The sequence below is a fragment of the Pseudomonas sp. LBUM1649 genome (assembly GCF_059716155.1).
On record NZ_CP166807.1, the window covers coordinates 4089540 to 4106409 of the forward strand.

Below are 16870 nucleotides of genomic sequence, written 5' to 3' on the forward strand. Positions count from 1 at the left end.
CAATGGATATGTACTCGGTCAACAAAATCCCACCGCCCCATGGGTCAGAGGACTCGCCTTACACAATCCTCAACCAAGGCCAGCGAACCTGATAGCTTTTCGCTTTCTGCTCAAACAGGTCAGGCCTGGGGTTTTGCGGATTGATACGCAGCACGCCCTGCTCTACATCCGCCAGGCCGTAGGGGGCATAGACCTCGCCGGTGGCGACATCCAGGCCGATACAAGTGCCCGCCACCAGGTAGCGATCAATCCCGTCCCTGGCCGATTCAAGCATGGGGTAAGTCCCGCCAAAGCGTTGACTGTACCAAAGGTGCACGCGTGCCTGATTCTTGAGCTCGACGTTGACCCCAAGGTCCTGGAAGAGACGTTGAGCCCGATGGATGACCTCGTTCTCGGCCTCCCAGGACAGGTCGGTGTCAAAGTAAAAAACGTCGTAATCCTTGATGCCCCAGCCAGGATCCCGTTGCGCTTTTTGATTCCATACCGTCTGGAAGAGGCAACCTGCCGTGAGCATGCATTGATCCAGGCCGAGCGCAGGCAAGCGTGAGGTCAATTCAGCGTTGATGGGGTTGGTCATTGCGATGCCAACCAACCTTTCGGCCGTCAATGTCATGGTTCATCCCTTGGAAACCGGTTCAGTCCTGTCACCTACGTTACAACAAAACCATGCCAAGACTGCACTCGGCATCCACTCAGGATTTCATCTCGGCCACGAGCAGCTTTACCAACGCCGCGGCCGGCAGCTCCCGAACCAACGCACGCCCTCTTCGCCATAGGCGTGCATGTCACCGAACAGCGAGCGCTTCCAGCCACCGAAATCGTGCCACGCCATCGGCACCGGAATCGGCACATTGATGCCGACCATGCCCACCTGGATGCGGGTCGCGAACTCACGGGCGATGTACCCGTCCCGGGTGTAGCACGCGGTGCCGTTGCCGAATTCATGGGCATTGACCAGATCCACCGCCTCGGCAAAATCCTTGACCCGCATGCATACCAGCACCGGACCGAAGATTTCCTCCTTGCAGATCTTCATCTCGGGGGTGACATTGTCGAACACCGTGCCACCGAGCCAGAAGCCCCCGGCGCAATCGGCACCGGCCTGTGAGCCATCAAAGTCACGGCCGTCGACCAGCATCTCGGCGCCTTCAGCGATGCCTTGTTCGATGTAGCCGGTGATGCGTTGGTGCGCCACTTGCGAAACGATCAGGCCCATTTCGGCGGCCTATCGCCTTGCACCACATTGAACACACCGTCCGGCAACCCGGCTTCCTTGAACAGTTCGGCGATCAGCATTGACCGGTCCACCACGCTTGCCGACGCCTCGATTCGCGTGGATGGCAGCCAACGCGGCGATGCCTATGGCGCGCCGACCGAAGCGATGCTCGAAGCGGTGCGCCTGCTCGCGTCCCAGCAAGGCTTGCTCACCGATCCCGTGGCGGCAAGGCCTTCGCCGGCCTGCCCCGTAGCGCCTTCGACCGAGGTTCGCGCCTGCGGTAACGGCCACTTAAGGTTCCGCTCTTACAGCGGGTCACTTGGAAAAGCCCTGTAGGAGCGAGCCTGCTCGCGATGAACCTGAGAGCACCGCGGGGTGTCTGGCGCCCAGCGTCATCGTTGACGACCATCGCGAGCATGCTCGCTCCTACAGGGCCCGCCGCGATGGGCCATCCTTGGCCCAGCGCGGCTAAACCGGCATCCATGCCGGTTTACCCACTGCGCAGAACCGGAACGAAGCCTCTCGATGGGGCAAGAAAATCAAAAGCTAAAGCAGAGCAAAAGCTAAAGCGAGGCGGCCTACCGGCCGGCCTGATCGGGAGCCGTACGCATCTGCAACAACCCCGCCGTCCTGACCTACTCCTGCGGATCTACATGATCCAACACCCGGTTCACCGACAACTCCGCCAAAGCAATCATCTGCTGAATCCCCAAGGCCAAATTGCATTTCGGGCCATTGAGAATAAACGCCAGCTCGCTGGCCATGACACTGGCCGAGGCAAGAGTTTCACAGGCGTGGACCAGGAGGGTTTCATTGTTTACGTTGGTCGGATGGTGAAGATGGGATTGGGGCGGCGGTTGCGGGACGACGACTCGGGATCGGTTTCTATCTGGCAATCTGCATCCGGGGGATTTGGCGTTGGTTTGAACATTGCGAAGCTCCTATGAAAGTGAGCACCTCCCCATCCGCTACCACGCAAAATAGGGAGACGGCTGTACACAGGGTGGTAGACCGGTCATAGAAACCCGGCAGGCCGAAGCCTCCCATGCACAGCCGCCACAAAGCAGCCAGAATAAAAAAACGCCCTGAGGCGTTCTGGGTCTATGAATTAACCGGGCTACCACACCCGTTCGCTGAATTGGCAGCGACGGAGGAAGGTTAACGAGGCGAGGTCTTTAACGCAAGTTCCCCTACGAAGCGGCCAGAAAACCCGCCACAAACAGCCCGATGACCTCCCCCGGTTATTGATCGTTCCCACGCTCCCGCGTGGGAACGATCAGTGCGTACGAACTTCCGATCAGGCCGGCCTGACAGCCGACCTGATTTCAAATGAACACGTTTCACTGTAGGAGCGATGCTTGCTCGCGATGGACGTCAACGATAACGCGCCCTGTCTGGATGATCGCGTTGTCTGGACGTTTTTCGCGAACAGGCTCGCTCACAAGGTTTCACTCACCGGATGGGCGAAACCGTAGGTGGCCGTTACCGCAGCAATGGATATGTACACAAAAATAACCTCCCCAAGAAAATCCCAGGGAGGTTATTTACCGCTGCATCGCGTAATCAGCTCTTCGCCTTGCTCATCTGAGTAAACAACTCGGTAGGCACTTTCTTGCCATTGGAGGTGAACTGGTTGGTGCGGAACTTGTAGACCTCGCCTTCGGAGAGGAAACCGTCGTTGTTGGTGTCCATCGCCTTGAACTCTTCACCGCCCTGCGGTGCCACGGTCAGCAGTTCCTTGAGCGAAACGCTGCCGTCGTGGTCGGTGTCGGTACGGGCGAACGAAGCATCGCCGCACTTGCCTTCACCGCACTTGCCTTCGCCGGCCTTGGTCACTTTGGCGCCGGTTTCTCCAGCGCCACACTTGCCTTCGCCACACTTGCCTTCGCCGCACTTGCCTTCACTGGTTTTTTCCGCCGAGGCCAGTTGGTAGCCCTGAGGCAGTGCGTCTGCGGCAAAGGCGGTCGAAGCGAGGTTGAGGCTGCCGGCCAGTGCAACAGCGATCAGGCCAATACGGGATTTGTTCGACATACGGGACATGGTGATTCTCCGGAAACTGTGTGCGGCCAAGCCGCGTGGGTCTTTGCCACAAGGGCGAAAAGCCGTGGTGCGAGGAGCGTTTGCTTTCTCGCTAAGGCAGGGCTATTTGACTGCAACCGTGTATCCCGGATGTATCCGGTTGGAGGCGCATTTGTAAGCCAGTCTGCGTACGACGGGCCTGGATACACAGCGATACATATGCCCCGCAGGTCTTCCCGACACAGTAGCGGCTATGTAATATCGGCATCGGGCCGATGCTGCCTGCCGCTCGCTCCCGATGGGAAAGGTGAAAGCATCGCTTCCTCATACGAACCCTGTCGTATCTCTTGACGGTCGAGGTTTGGCAACGCGAGCACCAAAGCATCTCGGCTACAGGAGCAACGATGATTTCAATCGAGCAAGCCAAGCAGATGGCCAAAACGTTGCGCGCCTCGCTGGAGGAACGCAATCAGAGCCTGTCTCACTCCACCGCGCTGGAATTGGTCGCGCAGCAACTGGGCTACAAGGACTGGAACACCGCGTCTGCGATGCTTCCCCCGACAGCCCCCCAGCCCGTATCCACAGTTACATTCGACAAGCCCATTCCCATACTGCGGATGTTCGACGAAGCCAAGGCGCGTGAGTTCTATCTCGATTTCCTGGGCTTCAGCGTTGAATTCGAGCACCGGTTCGAAGCCGACCTGCCGTTGTACCTGGGCATCTGCCGCAACGGTCTGCAACTGCACCTTTCCGAACATCATGGCGACGCCAGCCCGGGTTCGACGGTTTTCGTCCCGATGAACAATATCGAACGGCTGCGCGATGAGTTACTTGCCAAGCGCTACGGCTACGGACGTCCGGATATTGTCCAGCAGGGCTGGGGGCAAGTCCTGGAAGTCCATGATCCGTTCGGCAACCGGATCCGCTTCTGCCAGAGCTGATCGGCTCAGTCCTGAGACCGGCGAGCGGATAGCCATTGGCGGTCGAGTTTAATAGTTGTTGAGAGTTATTGATTCGGATTATCCGGCCACGGCGGGCAACCTGATCAATAACTTTCATCACTTGAGAACAGAACACATGAGCATGTCGAATGGATGGATTGCGGGTATTGCCTTGAGCTGCGTATTCCAGGTCGGTTGTGTCTCGAAGGTGGCGCAGCAAGATCAATATTCGGGTTTTCTCGCCAATTACCAGGGGCTGCAGGAGCAGACTACGCCGAGTGAACAGAAGGTACTGCGCTGGATGGCGCCAGGGTTTGATCCACACGCCTACTCCACTGTTGTATTCAAGCAGGTAGAGCTGTATCCCGCGCCTGAACCGACCGAGCGCGTCAACCTGCAAACCCTGCAAGACATACAGGCCATGGCCAGCAACAGTGTCAGTACTGCCTTGGCCCGCTACTACACTATCGCCTCCAAGGTGCCGCAGGCACCGGCCGATTCAAGGACGTTGATCCTGCAAACGGCGATCACCCACGTCAGCGCCAACAACGAAGGCATGCATTGGTATGAGGCCGTACCGATCGCCGCCATTGTCGGGGCGACACAAGCAGCCACCGGCCATCGCGATCAGACGGCCGAACTGTATCTGGAGGCCGACCTGGTCGATGCCAAAACCGGTTTGCCGGTCGCCAAGGTGGTACGCAAGGTGTTTGGCGAGACAGTAAAAAACGCCAGCCAGCCTATTGTCGCCAATGACTTCAAGGCCGCCTTCAAAGACATGACGAACGACGTGCAAGCACTGCTGTCCAGCCAGTAACCACCGAGCAATACCCCATTGCAAACGTCGAATTGCCTGCCAGCCACTGTCATGGACTTGCATCGCAATGCACATGAGCGTGGGGTTACAGAACGCAATGCCATTTAACGAGCAGTAACCGGCCTCCACAACCCTGCCTTGCAGTTTTCGGATAGCGCAGACCGCTCGATCCGAGCATCATCACCGCCCCCGCTTTTAGCCGTTCACTCCCGACAAGCATGCACCAGGTCAAATCCGGCCGGTCAAAACCGTCTCTATACTCAGCCAGAACCCCCTGAACGGAGGATACCCATGCGCTACGCCTTCAAATTGAAAAATAATGCCATGGCCCTTTTCGATGCAGATACCGCCTTGCTTACCATCACCACAACCCATGGAGAAGTTCAAAGCACTACGATAGGTAGAGCCGAATCGCGTCTACTGGACCTGCTGCTCATGGAGCCCGGCCAGACTAAAAGCCGCGAGGAAATCATCGACTACACCTGGAACGATCGCGTCGTTGCCTCCGGCAGTTTGAACCAGGCCGTTTTCTCTCTTAGAAACCTGCTCAACGACAGTCGTGATCACGAAATAGTGATGACGGTTCCGCGAAGAGGCTATTGCTTCAACCGTCAATATGTAGTGGATGTACAGGCAGACTTGCCGACGCCCTCAGATGAACCCGTACCTGTCCCCGCCATTGAAGAGGTGGCGTTACAGGGCAACGATGTTCTGCCAGTGCCTGCAGAAAAAACCAGAACATCAACTTACATTACAAAAGCCCAGTTGATCGGCTATGTATTGACCTTGGGAGTGTGCGCCTTCACCGGTTTCCGCTCTGGCTTCGACACACCGAAAATAGAAGTTTCCAGCGTGAAACACAATGAACTGGTCATCCATGCCGTAGGTCACAGCGTCGCTGAGGCCGAAGCGCTGAGGGATCTTTCGGTTACACAGGCTCAACAACTTCCGCCCAATTTAAAAGGCGATGTTTGGCTGAACCTGTTTAAAACAAACTACTCGGTTTCGTGCATTCGTCCGGATCTCAGTACTGCAAACCTGCAATTGAACAGCGAGCAAAAAGACCTCGCACTGATGATCCGGCAATGTCTGGAAGCCACCCTATGAAGCCAATGACATCTTCAACTGCCCACTGGGTTGCGCTTGCAATCATCAACGCCGCCTGTATCTTTTCCTTGATGTATTCGCCATCTTACTATATGGAAAATATCAGTTATCAAACTATTACCCGACAATGGCTGGAGGACTCGAACCAGCTCAACACTGAAGAGTATCTGACCATTGGGCACGGTCGACTGACACAAACCACCCTGGAAAGCCTGAACGGAAAAATCCGTAACGCTACCATTTCGGCGCAAATTACCCGGGAAAGCAATCATCATGTCCAGATAAAAATCAACAGCGTCAAACTGAGCCAGGATAACGAATTATTCGCCATCGAAAAGACTCCGGATCTGTTTTTCAGACGTCAATTCGTTCTACAGGAAGGGACCATTCTAAACTACGAATTACTCCCTACCGCCGACAAGAACACCGTATGTTTTTATGTGCACGATGTTGACCGTTTGCGCTGCATGAATCACTGAGAAATCTACAGCAAATCACGTAACAATAAAAATAATAATTACTGATTTGAATCAAGCACCCTCCCACATCAAGATTCCGCCTTTATAGTGTTCGCGAGCCGTCAAATCATGATGACCAAGATCCTGGCAGTTCTATTCCTGGCCGCAATACCTTTTCATTCAATGGCGCACAATGAATACGCCATCGGCAGCACGGAAATCGAGTTCTACGAAATAGAACTGAGCCCGAACGAAAAAATCAAACTGAAACACCTGAAAATCTATTCCGAGAATGAACGCAATGAAGGTGAAGGGACGCTTGATAACGCCTTGCCTCCCCCATCACAAAACATTAATGGTGAGAGCAATGAACTTTCGCTGACTGCAGTTTGAAAATATGAATTTTTGACTTTAACAAGCCTCGTGAGCACAGGACTATCCGAAGGCCACGCCGTGACAGTGATACGGCAGACACACTGCACTGCCTGAAAAATCATCAACAAGGAAAGCACCTCAATGCTGCTTAAAAACCTCGCAAGCGTATCCTTTGGTGTATTGCTTTCTCTCAAGGCCTTGGCGGATGACAAGGAACTTTACAGCGCCGACCTGACGCGCATTGAAAGCAACAAAAACACGCTGAGTGATGAACAATCCAGTTACAAGATTTGCACAGACTATCGCGTTGATGATTTTTTTGTTTTTGATGCTGCAGCCCTCGGCCCGGTAAACCAGACGGCCATCTTTGGCTCGAAAATAGCGCCGTGCAAACTTCAGAGCCTGGTGGAGTTAACCAATAGCGATGCGTACGTTTTTGCAGTGTCATTGGAGATCATGCCGGAGCCATCGACGTGATGAGCCTCGCCCCCTCAAAGCACGAAGCAAGCATTTATACGCGCCAATGCAGTCGGCTGGAATTTGATTCAGCCGTCACTCTGATCGGCTTTGCTCCTCATGGCTGTGTAACCTTGGCCATTTCCCAGACTACCGTTGCTCGACCTACCGTCAATAACCATGAATTGCGACCTAACGAAATCATCGTGCTGTATAGCGGCGAGCCCGTGCGCTATACCTGCGAGCCGAATGAAACTCTTTTTACACTGACCACAACGTTAGAGCATTACGCACAATGCGTCGAAAATCATTCATTGATCGACGTACTGGCAAATCGAAAGGCGCATCGCTTTCAGGTAGCAAATTTCAAACTGGTGCAATCTGCCATTGCAGTCCTCAACACTTATTTGATCGACGTCAATGAGCCTCCTTTGAAACAGCGCAACGGCCATGAACAGTCAGCCGCTGAAAGTGCATTACTGATTTTTCTATTACGGGCCCTGACTCCCGTTGGCCGCTCCGCGTTCAAGCCCCCGACAAGAAGGAAAATCGCCACAGAGGCAATAGAGTACATTCATCAAAATACCAACAAGCCACTCAACGTGAAGGTGCTGGTAAAACAACTGAAAACCACAACTCGCAGCTTGCATCATGGTTTCGTTGAAACATTCGGGACTTCGCCGATCGCCTACATTAGAAACCTCAGACTCGCCCATGTCCGCCGAGACTTGATCCGCAACACCTGGCCTACGGTCACCGAAACCGCAATGTATTGGCATTTTCACCATCTGAGCCGATTCTCCAAGGCGTATCAGGAAGCTTATGGTGAGACGCCCTCGGAAACGTCCAGGCGCAACCGTACAAAACTGGCAGCGGCCAAAAAAATAACAATCAATGATTTTCAGCCCACCCGCTGAATTGCCAGGATTGTTTATGTCTACTCAAGGGGATAAGCATGCGCTATCGATTAAGTACGCTGCCACTCAAACAGAAAATCATCCTGTGCCTTGCCGCCTACTTATGTGGTGTCGCGTTAGCCTGGATTATTGACGCTTATTAACGCCCTACACCTCACAATCAACAAACTGTACAAGGACCCACCTCACATGCTACTTCGAAACATTGGCTTCGTTTCGCTGCTTTCGTTGCTGTCTTTTCAGGCCTTCGCTGATGACAAAGGTTTATACATTGGCGCTGGCGTCAGCAACATTGAAACCGACAAAACCCATTTGAGCGATGAAGACTCCAGTTATAAGGTGTTTGCAGGTTATCGTCTCAACGGCTATCTGGCCTTTGAGGGCGCCTTCGTGGATCTCGGCCAGTTCAAGGACAAGGATCTGGATTTCGACGGTAAATCTGTTCAGGCCAGTGCCCATGTAGGTTTTCCGCTGGGTGACCGGGTGCGAATCTTCGGTAGTGTCGGTGCTCATGCCTGGGATGCGGACGGCAATGCCGCCGATGATGATACGGGAGTCAACCTGACCTACGGCGCCGGCGTTGAACTTGATGTATTTCGCAACATCGGTATCCGCGCTGAATATGAAGTACTGGAAGTTGGCAACATCAACCTGAATCAAACAACGGCATCTGCTTTTGTTCTCTGGTAACAGCCACTTGAATTGAGCGACCATGTTGGTCGCTCAACCTGAAACCAGCTAGGGCCATGACATGGCGTTGAGGGGTCTTGCGCTTGCTGCGCCACGCCACGCCACGCCACGACGACAGGGGTCCGGGTACCGGCTGGCCGGGTTGCCGGAGTAACCGCTAAAGACGGCTCGGCGTTTGTTTGTCGTAGGAGCAAACTCGCTCCTACAAGGGTCAGACCGTGGTTTGCACCGCCCCCGCCTGTCGTCCCTTGAACGCCAGGGCAAAACAGAAAAAGATCGCCAGGGCAAACCCGGCCGGGAACAGCCAGATGTTTTTCCAGTCATGGCCGCCCGCCGTCGCGGCGTAGTGGTCGGTCACCTGCCCCGCCACCCAGAAACCGATCAGCATGCCCAGGCCGTAGGTCGCCAGGGTAATCAACCCTTGGGCAGAACTCCTGAAGCGTTCCGATGCCTTGGCGTCGGTGTAGATCTGTCCGGAAACGAAGAAGAAGTCATAGCAGATGCCGTGCAAGGCGATGCCGGTGAACAGCATGAAAGCCAGGTCGCCGTTGTTGCCGTAGGCGAACAACAGATAGCGCAAGGCCCACGCCAGCATCCCCACCAGCAGCGCAATCTTGATGCCGAAGCGATGAATGAACAGCGGCAGAAGCAGCATGAACAGGACTTCGGAGACCTGACCGATGGCCATTTTCGCCGTGGGGTTGGTCACGCCGATCTCCGCCAGGAACGGGTTGGCATTCTGGTAGTAAAACGCCAGCGGAATGCAGATCAGGATGGAGGCGATGAAAAATACCAGATAGCTGCGATCCTTGAGCAAACCCAGGGCATCCAGCCCGAGCATCTGCTTGAGGCCGCCGGTGGTTTCACCTTTGAGCGGTGCGGTGCGCGGCAAGGTGAAGCTGTAGAGACCCAGCAGCAGTGACGCAATCGCCGACATCAGAAAGGTGTTGCGCAACCCGCCTGACGAAATCGCCGCTTGTGAGTCCCAGGCAAATACAAAACTGATCACCACGCCGGCCACGATCCAGCCGATGGTGCCCCACACGCGGATGCGCGAAAACTCCAGCGCCGGATCGCTCATCTGGCGGAACGCGACGGAATTGACCAAGGCCAGGGTCGGCATGTAGATCATCATGTAGGCCAGCACGAACGGATAGAACGTGCTGAAATCCGGCGCTCGATACAGTTGATACAGCAACACCGCGCCCAGCAGATGCAACACTGCAAGAATGCGCTCGGCGTTGAAGAAGCGGTCGGCGATCAAACCGATCACGAACGGCGCGATGATCGCCCCCCATGACTGGGTCGAAAATGCCATGCCGATCTGCCCGCCTGTGGCGCCCAGATTGCTGGCGAGAAAAGTCCCGAGGGTGACGAACCAGCCACCCCAGATAAAGAACTGCAGGAACATCATTGCGCTTAGCCGCGCGGTCATCGTGGTCATGACAGTCACCGTCTTATTGTTGTTTTTGTGCGAGAGAAATGGGTTCAGGCGTCAGGCAGCCCCAACAGTCGTCGATTGAAAGCCTCGTCGGACGACACGCTGGCGAAATCATCGAAGGCCTTCCGGGTCTTGCTGATCATGTGTCGCTCGATGAACGCCGCCCCTTCTGCGGCGCCCTGGGCGGAATCCTTCAGGCAGCATTCCCACTCCAGCACCGCCCACCCGGCGAAGTCGTATTGGGTCAGTTTGCTGAAGATCGATTTGAAGTCGATCTGCCCATCGCCCAATGAACGGAAACGCCCCGGCCGCTCGACCCAGCCCTGATAACCGCCGTAGACACCCGAACGGGCGTCGGGCCGGAACTCGGCGTCCTTGACGTGGAACATGCGAATGCGCTCGTGGTAGCGGTCGATGAAGCCCAGGTAATCCATTTGCTGCAGCAACAGGTGGCTCGGGTCATACAGAATCGCCGCACGGGGATGGTGATCGACCGCCTCCAGGAAGCGCTCGAATGAAGCGCCGTCGTGCAGGTCTTCGCCGGGGTGAATCTCGTAGCAAAGGTCGACGCCGGCCTCTTCGAAACAATCGAGAATTGGCAACCAGCGCTTGGCCAGTTCGGCAAAACCTTGCTCGACCAGACCACTCGGCCGCTGCGGCCATGGGTAGATGTAGGGCCAGAGCAGCGCACCGGAAAAGGTCGCGTGGGCTTTCAGGCCCAGACGCTGACTGGCGCGTGCCGCCAGCTTCAATTGCTCGATGGCCCAGTCGGTGCGTGCCTGGGGTTGGCCGCGCAAATGTGCCGGTGCGAAGTCATCGAACAGGGTGTCGAACGCCGGATGCACCGCCACCAGTTGGCCTTGCAGATGCGTCGAGAGCTCACTGATTTCGATGCCTGCCTGGGCGCAGACCGCTTTCAATTCGTCGCAGTAGTCCTGGTCTTCGGCGGCGCGCGCAAGGTCAATGAATTGTGTGCCCAGCGTCGGCAATTGAATGGCTTTGTAACCCTGGGATGCCGCCCATTGGGCGATGTTGGCCAGGGTGTCGAAGGGCGCTTCGGCGGACATGAATTGCGCGAGGAAAATCCCCGGGCCACGCATGCCGGTTGGGGTAGTGTCAGTCACGGCAGTCTCCACAGTCATGGGGTGCAGACCAGTTCGGTCCACTTGGCCTCGCCACGATGGTTGGCGATCACAGTTTCGATGAACGCCATGCCGCGCAGGCCGATGTCGATCCCGGGTACGCCAGGAGCATCGTGGCCCGCCACCTCGCCACGGATGGCGCGGGCAAAATCGCCGTAGAGATTGGCCATGGCCTCGAGATAGCCTTCGGGATGCCCGGCCGGCAAACGCATGCGCCGGCTGGCGGCTGCGCACAGCCATGGCTGGCCGACACCGGACCGCAAGATGCGCATGGGTTGATCGAGGGAGCGGTGGATCAGGCTCGCGGGCTCCTCCTGACGCCATTCCAGTCCACCCTTGTCGCCATAGACGCGGATTTTCAGCGGGTTTTCCTCGCCTGCGCAGACCTGGCTGGCGATCAACACGCCGCTGGCGCCGTCAGCCATTCTGAACAGCATCGAGGCGTCATCGTCCAGCTGACGGCCCGCGATGTGCACGCCCAACATCGCGCACAGGTGCTGGATCGGTTGATCCGCGACAAACTCGGCCAGGGAAAAGGCATGGGTGCCGATGTCACCGATGCAGCCGCCCAAACCGGACTGCTCAGGTCGATCACGCCATTGCGCCTGCTTGTTGCCCTGCCCGGCCACATCCTGGCTGAGCCAGCCCTGGGGGTACTCGACAATGACCTTGCGCACCGCACCGATCACGCCGGTGCGCACCATTTCCCGTGCTTGCCAGACCATGGGGTAACCCAGGTAAGTATGGGCCAGGCCGTAGAGGCGGCCGCTGCCCTCGACCACGTCCTTCAGTGCGAGCAATTCGGCCAGGTTCAGCGCTGCGGGTTTTTCGCTGAACACGTGAAAGCCCGCGCTCAGCGCTTGGCTGGCAACCGGAGCGTGCAAGTGGTTGGGAGTGACGATCACCAGCAACTCCATGCGCTGCTCGGCGGGCAACGCACGCTCGGCCTCGATCATCTGCTGCCAATCGCTGTAGCAGCGCGAGGCCGGCAAGCCCAATGCCGCGCCGGTGGTCTGGTTGTTCTGCGGGTCGCGGCTGAAAGCGCCGCACACCAGCTCAAAACGGCCATCGAGCCCGGCGGCCTGACGGTGAGCTTGAGCGATGAATGCGCCCTCGCCGCCCCCGACAAAGCCCATTCTTATTTTTGGCACTGCAGCGTTCATCGTAATTTTCTCTGCTTGAAGCGGGCTTTTCAGACTTGAATCCCGGCTATGATGTAACCGGTTACATCGTTGCAGAAATTTAGGCTCAGTTTTGGTGCCTGTCAAACCAGGAATTAGAATCCATGAATATTTCAGCCCATGGCCAACTGCGTTAAGCTCGCCGGCCGCGCGGTTCGATAACGAGGTGATTTTGTCCAATATCCGTGAAGTAGCCAGGCTGGCCGGCGTCTCGGTGGCCACGGTGTCCAGAACCCTGAAATCGCCTGAACGTGTGCTCCCCGAGACGCGGGACAAGGTCAATGCGGCCGTGGAGCAGGCCGGCTACAGGCCGAACCTGATGGCGGTGCAGTTTCGCTCGCGCCGCACCGGTAACCTGGTGATTCTGGTGCCGGCCATCGCCAACACTTTTTTCGCCCGGGTCATCAGCGGCGCGCAACAGGCGGCTCAGGCTGCCAACTATCGGCTGCTGCTGTGCGACACCCAGGGCCGCGAAGAGATCGAACGGGAGTTCGCCGAACTGGTGTACAACCATCAGGCCGACGGCGTGATTCAATTGCGCGCCTACGACCCGTTCGAGGCACCCTTCCCCAACGCCGAGTTGCCGCCCATCGTCAACGCGTGCGAGGTGATTCATGGCGGCCGCCATCCGACCATCAGCCTGGACAATCGCGCGGCCGCCAAGGCCATGACCGAACACCTGATCGAACTGGGCCACCGCCGGATCGGCCTGATCAAAGGCCCGAAAAGCAGCCCGCTGACCCGCGATCGCGTGGCCGGTTATCAGGATGCCTTGCTGCAGGCCGGCATTGATTGCGACCCGGCGCTCATCTGTCACGGTGATTTCAGTCTGAAGGCCGGTGATGACGGCGCAGCCGCGATGCTGGACCTGCCCGAGCGTCCCAGTGCACTGTTTTGCGAAAACGATGAAATGGCCATCGGCGCGTTGAAACGTATCAAGCAACAGGGTTTGCGGGTACCCGAGGACATTTCGCTGGTAGGTTTTGACGACATTCCCTTCGCGGCGTACTGCGACCCACCGCTGACAACCATCGCGCAACCCGCCGAAGTCTTCGGCCAGAAAGCCGTCGAGATGTTGATTGCGCTGATCGAGAAAAAACCGCTGGTACAGCGGCATGTGGTGTTGCCGTTCGAGCTGACGCTGCGCAGCAGCACGGCGGTCCCCTGTGGGAGCGTGCCTGCTCGCGATGGTCGTGAACGATAACGCGCCCTGTCTGAATGATCGCGTCGTTCGGACCTCCATCGCGAGCAAGCATTGCTCCTACAGGGCGTCAGGTTACAGGTCTGTGTTTCAGTCCCTGAATTGCGTCAGTTGCTGGCTCAAGGACCCGGCCTGATCGCGCAGTTGCACCGATTGTTCGAGCAGGCTGCGGATCGCGTGGTCGTTTTGCTCGGAGATCCGGCTGACGCCCTGGATCGCCACGGACAGTTGCTCACCCGTCGCCGCCTGGCTTTGGGTCTGGCGCGCCACTTCGCTGATGCGCGTGAGAATGTCCTGGGCATGCTGGCGGATCTGGTCGACACCCTGGGCCGAGGTGGTCAGTTGCACCACGCCCTGGCGCACCGCTTCGCCGACCTGCTGCACATTGGCCACGGTGTTGCGCACGTCCGAACCGATGGCGCCGATCATCTCGCCGATTTCACCGGTCGAGCGGCTGGTACGCTCCGCCAGTTGCCGCACTTCGTCGGCCACCACGGCGAACCCACGCCCCTGCTCCCCTGCCCGCGCCGCTTCAATCGCCGCGTTCAGGGCCAGCAGGTTGGTCTGGTCGGCGATGCTGCGAATCACCGCGATGATCCCGGCAATCTGTTGCGAGCGTTTTTCCAGGTCGCCCACCGCGCCGGCCACCACGTCCATGGTCTGGTCGATGTGGGTAATGCCGGCCAGGGTCTGGCTCATCTCCCCGGAAATGTTGGTGGTCAGTACTTCGGTGTTGCGTGCCAGTTGCTCCACGTCTTCGGCTTGCTGGGACATCTCGGTCACCGAGTGCGCCAACGCCGTGACGCCGCTGGCCATCTCCTCGGTGGCGGTGTGTTGCGAGGTCGCCCGTTCGGCAACGGCCTGGGTGGTATCGCCCAGGTGATTGGAAATCTGCATCAACGTGGTGCTGCTGTGGCGGATCGATCCCACCAGGTCCCCCAGGCGCTGGATGAACTGGTTGAACGCCCCCGCCAGCTTGCCGGTTTCATCGCCGCTACGCTGTTCGAAACGCAAGCCCAGCTCGCCGCCCCAGGCCTGGATGCCGACCGTCAGGCCCGATAACGGACGAATCTGCCACGCCAGTAAATGCCACAGCACAATGGCCAGCACCAGCAACGCCACAAGACCGATGACCACCGCGGTGTAGAGGAAGTGATTGATGCCCGCCATGGCTTCGGCCAGCGGATAGGCAACCATCAACCCCCAGTTGTTCGGCGCCTTGCCGATACGCACCGGTTGCAGCACATAGCCCCAGCCATCGCGCTGGAAACTGTAGGAGCGGCCCGCCTTGATCGCCTCCTTGGCGGCGCTTGGCAGGTCGTCGGCCGGCCGGCTCAGTCGCTTGGCGTCGGGATGACTGGCATACAGGCCATCGCTGGAAACCATGGCGCCATAGCCCTTGAAGGCATCGATGGTCGAGAGCTGGCGGTTGATGCTTTCCAACGGGATATCCACCCCTGCCACACCCAGCGCTTTGCCGCCCTGCAACAGCGGCACCATGATCGACACCATCATCACCGATTGACCGCTGCCGCTGCTGTAGGCAAAGGGTTCGGAGGCCCAGGGCTGACGCGTGTGCAGCGGCCGGTAGTAATACTGGTTGTCGGCGTTTTCCGGGGCGTAACCGCTCAATGCCTCGGCTTTTACCGAGCCACCGACACGGTTCCAATAGATCAGGTAACGGCCCGTGGCGTCGTGGTGCGGCTGGTTGGCAAACTCACTGTCCCTGCCGTCGAAGGCATTGGCTTCCCAGTACTGGCCAAGTCCTGCCAGCCTGGGGTTGGCTTCGAACAGTTGCCGGGTCAGGGCATCGGCGGTCTTGCGGTCGACCTGTTGCTGCTGCATCGCCGTGGCGACACTGGCCAGCGACTCGGCCACGGTAAACCCGGCACCGAGTTCGACTTCCACTTCCTTGGCATTGGCCTTGACGATGGTCTCGACCAGGGCTGCGGTTTCCTTGACGGAGGAGCCATAGGCGATATAGGCGATGGAACCCAGGAGCAGCGCCATGACGACGACGGTGCCGATCAACGCGGTCCAGAACAGCTTGAAGTGCAGGGAGCGATTAGGCATGAGCATTCTCGAATGAGCGATACGTCAGCCAGCACAACGTGCCACAGCTCTGCTGGCGGGTTATTTATAGTTGATATTATTTAGCCACTATATCGAGGCGAACGTGCCAGATGCAACACAATTGAACGTTCGATCAGTTGGAAAAAAAGCGCGGGGAAAACGCGATGCCAGACAGCCCCGGCGCGCTGTTGCAGCGCACCGATGCGGGGGGAAACAGGCCGGGTGCAGGGGCTTGTTTAAAGGCAATCCTGGGCCGCACGTTCGAGGCGCGATGGCCCGAACGTCGAGGCCAGCAACGTGCGTTCGTACAGGAACACCTTGCCGCCGTTCGAGGCCTTGTACGCTTCGAGCACATCGTCGGCGGCGACTTTGCTCGAAACGACGATTCGATAGCTGCGCTGGGTTTGCGAGATCGTTGCGCTCAGCGCGTCTTCCTGCAGTTTCGGCAAGACACACTGAGCGTAGTCCGCCGGTGCCTTTTTCGTTTGCAGTGTCAGCGTCGGGTCATTGGGTGCAGAGGCACACCCCGACAGCAGCAAGGGGGCGACCAGCGCCAGTCGAGTCAACATCTTCATCACAGGGTTCCGCAAAGGCTTTTTCAATTCACGCCATGTTCCTTGTTTGCCGGCAGCAACAGAACTTGTGATGGATGATGATCACTATCAGTGCAACGAATAGTAAAAGACGCGCATCGCCGACAATCTCGATGCCGTCGCCCAACCGCTTGCCACCCGGGCCGCACCTTCGGGCAAGTCCGCTCCACATGGTTCGATGGTGCACATAAGATCTGTGAACACCGCAATCCCTGTGGGAGCGAGCTTGGTCCGGGCGGAGTT

Annotated in this window: 16 protein-coding genes and 5 pseudogenes; 9 read left to right on the top strand and 12 right to left on the bottom strand. The window is 57.6% G+C overall.

Annotated elements, in window-relative coordinates:
• Window positions 1-58: 58 nt before the first annotated feature.
• The 6 genes and pseudogenes from ACA058_RS18815 to ACA058_RS18840 form a co-directional block, all read right to left on the bottom strand.
• Complete coding sequence (locus ACA058_RS18815; protein WP_497635375.1) at window positions 59-613, bottom strand: nucleotidyltransferase family protein; 555 nt, start codon at window positions 611-613, stop codon at window positions 59-61.
• 108 nt (window positions 614-721) lie between these two features.
• A pseudogene (locus ACA058_RS18820) lies at window positions 722-1222 on the bottom strand (aldehyde dehydrogenase family protein); the annotation flags it as partial.
• Window positions 1207-1296: an aldehyde dehydrogenase family protein gene (locus ACA058_RS18825; protein WP_497635376.1), complete on the bottom strand. Its 90-nt coding sequence runs from the start codon at window positions 1294-1296 to the stop codon at window positions 1207-1209. The pseudogene ACA058_RS18820 and the gene ACA058_RS18825, both read right to left, overlap by 16 nt.
• A gap of 251 nt (window positions 1297-1547) precedes the next feature.
• Window positions 1548-1634 (bottom strand): annotated as a pseudogene (locus tag ACA058_RS18830) (outer membrane lipoprotein carrier protein LolA); the annotation flags it as partial.
• A 217-nt stretch (window positions 1635-1851) separates the two neighbouring features.
• A pseudogene (locus ACA058_RS18835) lies at window positions 1852-2147 on the bottom strand (DUF6124 family protein).
• 632 nt (window positions 2148-2779) lie between these two features.
• Entirely contained in the window at window positions 2780-3256 is a 477-nt protein-coding gene (locus ACA058_RS18840; RefSeq protein WP_497635377.1) for an HvfA family oxazolone/thioamide-modified RiPP metallophore, read from the bottom strand.
• Between the two features lie 383 nt (window positions 3257-3639).
• Here ACA058_RS18840 and ACA058_RS18845 point away from each other — a divergent pair, with 383 nt between their 5' ends.
• The 8 genes from ACA058_RS18845 to ACA058_RS18880 all read left to right on the top strand — a co-directional run bounded on the left by ACA058_RS18845 (window position 3640) and on the right by ACA058_RS18880 (window position 8996).
• Complete coding sequence (locus ACA058_RS18845; RefSeq protein WP_497635378.1) at window positions 3640-4176, top strand: glyoxalase superfamily protein; 537 nt, start codon at window positions 3640-3642, stop codon at window positions 4174-4176.
• Between the two features lie 136 nt (window positions 4177-4312).
• A complete protein-coding gene (locus ACA058_RS18850) occupies window positions 4313-4993 on the top strand; it encodes a DUF3313 domain-containing protein (protein ID WP_497635379.1) in 681 nt (226 codons plus the stop codon).
• Between the two features lie 291 nt (window positions 4994-5284).
• On the top strand, window positions 5285-6100 hold the full coding sequence (locus ACA058_RS18855) for a winged helix-turn-helix domain-containing protein (protein WP_497635380.1): 816 nt from the start codon (window positions 5285-5287) through the stop codon (window positions 6098-6100).
• The gene (locus ACA058_RS18860; RefSeq protein ID WP_497635381.1) at window positions 6097-6579 is read left to right on the top strand and encodes a hypothetical protein; all 483 of its coding nucleotides are present in this window, start codon (window positions 6097-6099) and stop codon (window positions 6577-6579) included. Before ACA058_RS18855 ends, ACA058_RS18860 begins: the two co-directional genes overlap by 4 nt.
• 108 nt (window positions 6580-6687) lie before the next feature.
• Window positions 6688-6951: a hypothetical protein gene (locus tag ACA058_RS18865; RefSeq protein ID WP_497635382.1), complete on the top strand. Its 264-nt coding sequence runs from the start codon at window positions 6688-6690 to the stop codon at window positions 6949-6951.
• 123 nt (window positions 6952-7074) lie between these two features.
• Window positions 7075-7410 carry a hypothetical protein gene (locus tag ACA058_RS18870; RefSeq protein ID WP_497635383.1) on the top strand — a complete coding sequence of 112 codons (336 nt, stop codon included), beginning with the start codon at window positions 7075-7077 and terminating at the stop codon, window positions 7408-7410.
• Window positions 7410-8306, top strand: a complete 897-nt coding sequence (locus tag ACA058_RS18875) for an AraC family transcriptional regulator (protein WP_497635384.1) — start codon at window positions 7410-7412, stop codon at window positions 8304-8306. The genes ACA058_RS18870 and ACA058_RS18875 overlap by 1 nt, the downstream gene beginning before the upstream one ends.
• A gap of 189 nt (window positions 8307-8495) precedes the next feature.
• On the top strand, window positions 8496-8996 hold the full coding sequence (locus ACA058_RS18880) for an outer membrane beta-barrel protein (protein ID WP_497635385.1): 501 nt from the start codon (window positions 8496-8498) through the stop codon (window positions 8994-8996).
• Window positions 8997-9207: 211 nt separating this feature from the next.
• Here ACA058_RS18880 and ACA058_RS18885 read toward each other — a convergent pair whose 3' ends face one another.
• The 3 genes from ACA058_RS18885 to ACA058_RS18895 are packed head-to-tail and all read right to left on the bottom strand — an operon-like array spanning window position 9208 to window position 12742.
• Entirely contained in the window at window positions 9208-10440 is a 1233-nt protein-coding gene (locus ACA058_RS18885; RefSeq protein WP_497635386.1) for a nucleoside permease, read from the bottom strand.
• 44 nt (window positions 10441-10484) lie between these two features.
• Entirely contained in the window at window positions 10485-11537 is a 1053-nt protein-coding gene (locus tag ACA058_RS18890; RefSeq protein WP_497639963.1) for a sugar phosphate isomerase/epimerase family protein, read from the bottom strand.
• Between the two features lie 38 nt (window positions 11538-11575).
• Window positions 11576-12742 (bottom strand): Gfo/Idh/MocA family protein, encoded by a 1167-nt coding sequence (locus ACA058_RS18895; protein ID WP_497635387.1) that lies wholly within the window; start codon window positions 12740-12742, stop codon window positions 11576-11578.
• Between the two features lie 190 nt (window positions 12743-12932).
• On the opposite strand from ACA058_RS18895, the gene ACA058_RS18900 reads away from it, so the two are divergent.
• A complete protein-coding gene (locus tag ACA058_RS18900; RefSeq protein ID WP_497635388.1) occupies window positions 12933-13964 on the top strand; it encodes a LacI family DNA-binding transcriptional regulator in 1032 nt (343 codons plus the stop codon).
• Between the two features lie 87 nt (window positions 13965-14051).
• Here ACA058_RS18900 and ACA058_RS18905 read toward each other — a convergent pair.
• The 3 genes and pseudogenes from ACA058_RS18905 to ACA058_RS18915 form a co-directional block, all read right to left on the bottom strand.
• A pseudogene (locus ACA058_RS18905) lies at window positions 14052-14588 on the bottom strand (methyl-accepting chemotaxis protein); the annotation flags it as partial.
• Between the two features lie 324 nt (window positions 14589-14912).
• Window positions 14913-16040 (bottom strand): annotated as a pseudogene (locus ACA058_RS18910) (PDC sensor domain-containing protein); the annotation flags it as partial.
• 230 nt (window positions 16041-16270) lie between these two features.
• Entirely contained in the window at window positions 16271-16609 is a 339-nt protein-coding gene (locus tag ACA058_RS18915; RefSeq protein ID WP_497635389.1) for a hypothetical protein, read from the bottom strand.
• Window positions 16610-16870 lie beyond the last annotated feature (261 nt).

Bases quoted from the DNA above. Each gene is read 5' to 3' on its own strand.
- ACA058_RS18815 (WP_497635375.1), bottom strand. From the start codon at position 613: ATGACATTGACGGCCGAAAGGTTGGTTGGCATCGCAATGACCAACCCC.
- ACA058_RS18825 (WP_497635376.1), bottom strand. From the start codon at position 1,296: ATGCTGATCGCCGAACTGTTCAAGGAAGCCGGGTTGCCGGACGGTGTG.
- ACA058_RS18840 (WP_497635377.1), bottom strand. From the start codon at position 3,256: ATGTCCCGTATGTCGAACAAATCCCGTATTGGCCTGATCGCTGTTGCA.
- ACA058_RS18845 (WP_497635378.1), top strand. From the start codon at position 3,640: ATGATTTCAATCGAGCAAGCCAAGCAGATGGCCAAAACGTTGCGCGCC.
- ACA058_RS18850 (WP_497635379.1), top strand. From the start codon at position 4,313: ATGAGCATGTCGAATGGATGGATTGCGGGTATTGCCTTGAGCTGCGTA.
- ACA058_RS18855 (WP_497635380.1), top strand. From the start codon at position 5,285: ATGCGCTACGCCTTCAAATTGAAAAATAATGCCATGGCCCTTTTCGAT.
- ACA058_RS18860 (WP_497635381.1), top strand. From the start codon at position 6,097: ATGAAGCCAATGACATCTTCAACTGCCCACTGGGTTGCGCTTGCAATC.
- ACA058_RS18865 (WP_497635382.1), top strand. From the start codon at position 6,688: ATGATGACCAAGATCCTGGCAGTTCTATTCCTGGCCGCAATACCTTTT.
- ACA058_RS18870 (WP_497635383.1), top strand. From the start codon at position 7,075: ATGCTGCTTAAAAACCTCGCAAGCGTATCCTTTGGTGTATTGCTTTCT.
- ACA058_RS18875 (WP_497635384.1), top strand. From the start codon at position 7,410: ATGAGCCTCGCCCCCTCAAAGCACGAAGCAAGCATTTATACGCGCCAA.
- ACA058_RS18880 (WP_497635385.1), top strand. From the start codon at position 8,496: ATGCTACTTCGAAACATTGGCTTCGTTTCGCTGCTTTCGTTGCTGTCT.
- ACA058_RS18885 (WP_497635386.1), bottom strand. From the start codon at position 10,440: ATGACCACGATGACCGCGCGGCTAAGCGCAATGATGTTCCTGCAGTTC.
- ACA058_RS18890 (WP_497639963.1), bottom strand. From the start codon at position 11,537: ATGCGTGGCCCGGGGATTTTCCTCGCGCAATTCATGTCCGCCGAAGCG.
- ACA058_RS18895 (WP_497635387.1), bottom strand. From the start codon at position 12,742: ATGAACGCTGCAGTGCCAAAAATAAGAATGGGCTTTGTCGGGGGCGGC.
- ACA058_RS18915 (WP_497635389.1), bottom strand. From the start codon at position 16,609: ATGAAGATGTTGACTCGACTGGCGCTGGTCGCCCCCTTGCTGCTGTCG.